General features: G+C 35.7%; 4 protein-coding genes and 1 pseudogene. All 5 read right to left on the minus strand.

Annotated features, from left to right (window positions below):
- A pseudogene (locus ACNO7W_RS16240) lies at positions 1-264 on the minus strand (flagellar motor protein MotB); the annotation flags it as partial.
- Positions 265-323: 59 nt separating this feature from the next.
- The gene (locus tag ACNO7W_RS16245) at positions 324-1,010 is read right to left on the minus strand and encodes a tetratricopeptide repeat protein (protein WP_417938910.1); all 687 of its coding nucleotides are present in this window, start codon (positions 1,008-1,010) and stop codon (positions 324-326) included.
- A 57-nt stretch (positions 1,011-1,067) separates the two neighbouring features.
- On the minus strand, positions 1,068-1,448 hold the full coding sequence (locus ACNO7W_RS16250) for a tetratricopeptide repeat protein (RefSeq protein WP_185963170.1): 381 nt from the start codon (positions 1,446-1,448) through the stop codon (positions 1,068-1,070).
- Between the two features lie 101 nt (positions 1,449-1,549).
- On the minus strand, positions 1,550-2,458 hold the full coding sequence (locus tag ACNO7W_RS16255) for a type IX secretion system membrane protein PorP/SprF (protein ID WP_417938911.1): 909 nt from the start codon (positions 2,456-2,458) through the stop codon (positions 1,550-1,552).
- Between the two features lie 59 nt (positions 2,459-2,517).
- On the minus strand, positions 2,518-3,543 hold a 1,026-nt coding region (locus ACNO7W_RS16260), incomplete at its 5' end, for a gliding motility-associated C-terminal domain-containing protein (protein WP_417938912.1).

A 3,543-nucleotide genomic window follows, 5' to 3' on the forward strand; every position in this document is an offset into this window, starting at 1 on the left:
ATCAGAAGTCATGGCAAATAATTCGCCATACCATTTAGCGGCTTGGTCGAGCTCGGCATTATAGTAATAGGAATTTCCCAATTTTTGAAACATATCTGCCGATTTGTATCCTTTTTCTGCAAGCCTTTTGTAGGTTTTTATGGCATCTATATAAGCATAGTTGCCATATTTTTTTTCGGCTGCAGAAACTCTTGCTTTTTGGGCAAAACAGTTAAATGAAAAAACACTTACTATTGTTATAAAAAGGAGTATACTATTTTTCATAATGATTGTTTTTTAGAAGAATCTTAGTTTTATCAATTTATTGCAGTTTTTGAAATATATTATCTGGTATTGTTCCCGGATAATTGATTGAATTTCCCCAACATTTCATTGGCTTTGTCATTTTGACCTATGGCTTTCAAAGAATGTGCATAGCGGTAATAATATTCGGGTTCTAAATCAGAAGTCATGGCAAATAATTTGCCATACCATTTCACGGCCTTGTCCATCTCTGAATTATAGTAATAGGCGTTTCCCAATTTCTGAAATATCTCTACGGATTTGTATCCTTTCTCTGCGACCCTTTCATAGGTTTTTATCATAAATATGTAGGCATAGTCGCCATGTTTATTCGAAGAGTCTGTTACGCCTAAATTATAAGGTTTTAAGGTAGACTTTATCGAGTCTGTGATGGTTTCTGCATGATAATCAGGGAGTCGTATTTCTTTTTCAAAGCGCGGAGTTACAACTCTGGTGTTGTTTGGTCCTAAATCGTATGTGTTAACTAGGCTTGAGTCAGACACATTATAGGTAGTGGTGTACCCTCCAAATTTCATGTTGATGTTTTCTTTCACATGGTATACTTTTACAGTTCTTACAGGATTAGGAATCTTTTTTGACAGTATGTGACGCGTTATTTGTGTACTTTCCATTTTCTTGTCGGCTAGAGAAACCTTGGTTTTTTGTGCAAAACAGTTAAATGAAAAAACACTTATTATCGTTATGTAAAGGGGGATGTTATTTTTCATGATAATTGTTTTAGAAAAATCTGGGAGACGTAATTTTATTGTTGTTATTTAAATTTATTACCTAGTCTTAATTTCAGATAATTGATTGAATTTTTCCAGCATCTCATCGGCTTTGTCATTTTGACCTATAGCCCTCAAAGACTGGGCATATCGGTAATAATATTCAGGTTCGACATCTTGAGTCATGGTAAATAATTCGCCATACCATTTAGCGGCTTGGTCGAGCTCGGCATTATAGTAATAGGAATTCCCAAGTTTTTTAAACATATCTGTCGATTTGTATCCTTTTTCGGCAACCCTTTCATAGGTTTTTATGGCATCTATATTGGCAAAGTTTCCATATTTTTTTTCGGCTGTAGAAACTTTTACTTTTTGGGCATAACCGTTAAATGAAAATACAATTACTATTGTTATAAAAAGGAGCCTGGTAGTTTTCATATGTTATATTTTTATTGTTTTTTATCGGTCATATGTAATTCGCATATCGCTATCGGTGTTTGCATCGGATTTTCGTTATGCTCATTTCATGATGATTGTTTTTAGAAGAATCTAGGGGTTGTCATTTTTTTGTTTTTGTTGAATAATTCATAGCGCAGGAATATTTCATGCGAACCGGAATTATAATTGTCTAAATTGGTCGTTTCAAGATCATAGCCGTACCCAATATATAAAGCATCAGAGATTTGAAAGCCAACATTTGCACTTAGGGCAGCACTCCATCGGTAAGCGACTCCAACAACAAATTTATCGTTGATCATAAAATTTCCGGATATATCTACCTGAAGCGGAGCGCCTTCAACCATTTTGGTGAGCAGGGCAGGTTTGAATTTTGCAAAATTACTTAGATCAAACACATATCCGGCAATTAGGTAGTAATTTATTTTTTCTTTGAAAATAGCTACCTCATTATCATCATAACGGTTGGTTTCGATAAAATTAGGAACTGATAAACCCACATAGCCTTTATGGGAATGTAAATAGATACCGGCACCTATATTTGGTGAGAATTTATTATTAAAATCATGCAAACTAGGGTCGTCATCGACAGGATTTAATCGAGTAACGTCTAAATCGAATAGATTGGCGGTTGCTTTAATACCAAAAGAAAGTTTAACAGTCTCCGAAGTAGGAATGGTATAGGACAAATCGGCGGAGATAGTGTTCTCCTGAGTAGGTCCAATTTTATCATTTATAATAGACACCCCCAATCCTAAACGACTCTCGTTAAAAGGTGTATTCACTGACACTGCATTTGTAACAGGTGCTCCATCGAGTCCAACCCATTGCGTACGATGCAAAGCAAATATACTCAAGGCTCCTCTCGATCCTGCATAAGCGGGATTGACATTTATTGTGTTATACATGTATTGTGTAAACTGTGCATCTTGTTGGGCATAACTTACAACTCCAGTAAACAGCAAAGCGAATAATAGTATTCTTGTCTTCATTTGATTTCCTTTTTAAACCCAAGGGCTGTTAACCCTCAGGAATTAGATTTGAGTTAGATTTATCTGGTAAGGTATAAATACCCGTCTTTTTTATTAGCATGAATATCGCCATTTAGATCAACGGAAGTGTAATTCAGGATATAATAATAGGTTCCGGTAGGTAATCCAGAGGACTGGCTAATGGTTGTTCTTCCTCTTGAGATTCCGTCAAAATAGTTGCTGTCATTATTATAGTTTCTAGTTTCAAAAACCAATACACCCCAACGGTTGTAAATTTCAACAGTATTATCCGGATAACAGTCAATATCATTAATATTGTCGATTGTGAATTTTTCATTAATTCCATCACCGTTTGGAGAGAAGGCATTATGGACGAGTATTGTTCCACATCCTAACACTAAAGCTTTATCAACCTTTACTGTATCTGTATCAATGATATGATTTCCGTCTGGTGTTAATCCATTTGCAGTGGCGGTATTGGTTACTGAACCATTGGTTAAGTCATTTTTAATTATCGTATAACTTTGAGGAAATACTTGAGAACTACTGCCAGGTGTTAAGCTTTCAATAGTGGTGTTCAGTCCTGTTAATGGGTCAGTTACGATGATTTGATGAAGTGTTACATTACCTGTGTTTTTTACTTGTATGGTATAATTGATTATATCTCCAACCAAACTATATTCAGTAGTAGTAGCATTTTTGGTGACTTCTAAACGTGGATTTTGAGTAAGCGGCGTAACGGTTGGCGTATTATTTTCAACGGTTGTACCCGAAATATCGGTTACATCATTTCCTTTAGGATCTTTACCGGTTGCCAAAGCGGAATTGGTTACTCTCCCTGCATCGATATCAGCTTGGGTTATGGTATAAGTACCAGTCACTGAACTATTCGTAGCCCCAGACGCTAAAGAAGCAATTGGATTACCAGTTATAATCAAACCTATTAATGGATCTGTGATAATGATATTGGTTACGATTACATTACCCGTATTGGTCACTGCAAAAGTATAATTGATTTTTTCACCCACTTGAGCGAAACCATCATTGTTGGTGTCGCTAAAGACACCAGTTTTCACTAAAGCAAT

This window comes from Flavobacterium sp. ZB4R12, from assembly GCF_048276375.1.
GTDB classification, from domain to species: domain Bacteria; phylum Bacteroidota; class Bacteroidia; order Flavobacteriales; family Flavobacteriaceae; genus Flavobacterium; species Flavobacterium gawalongense.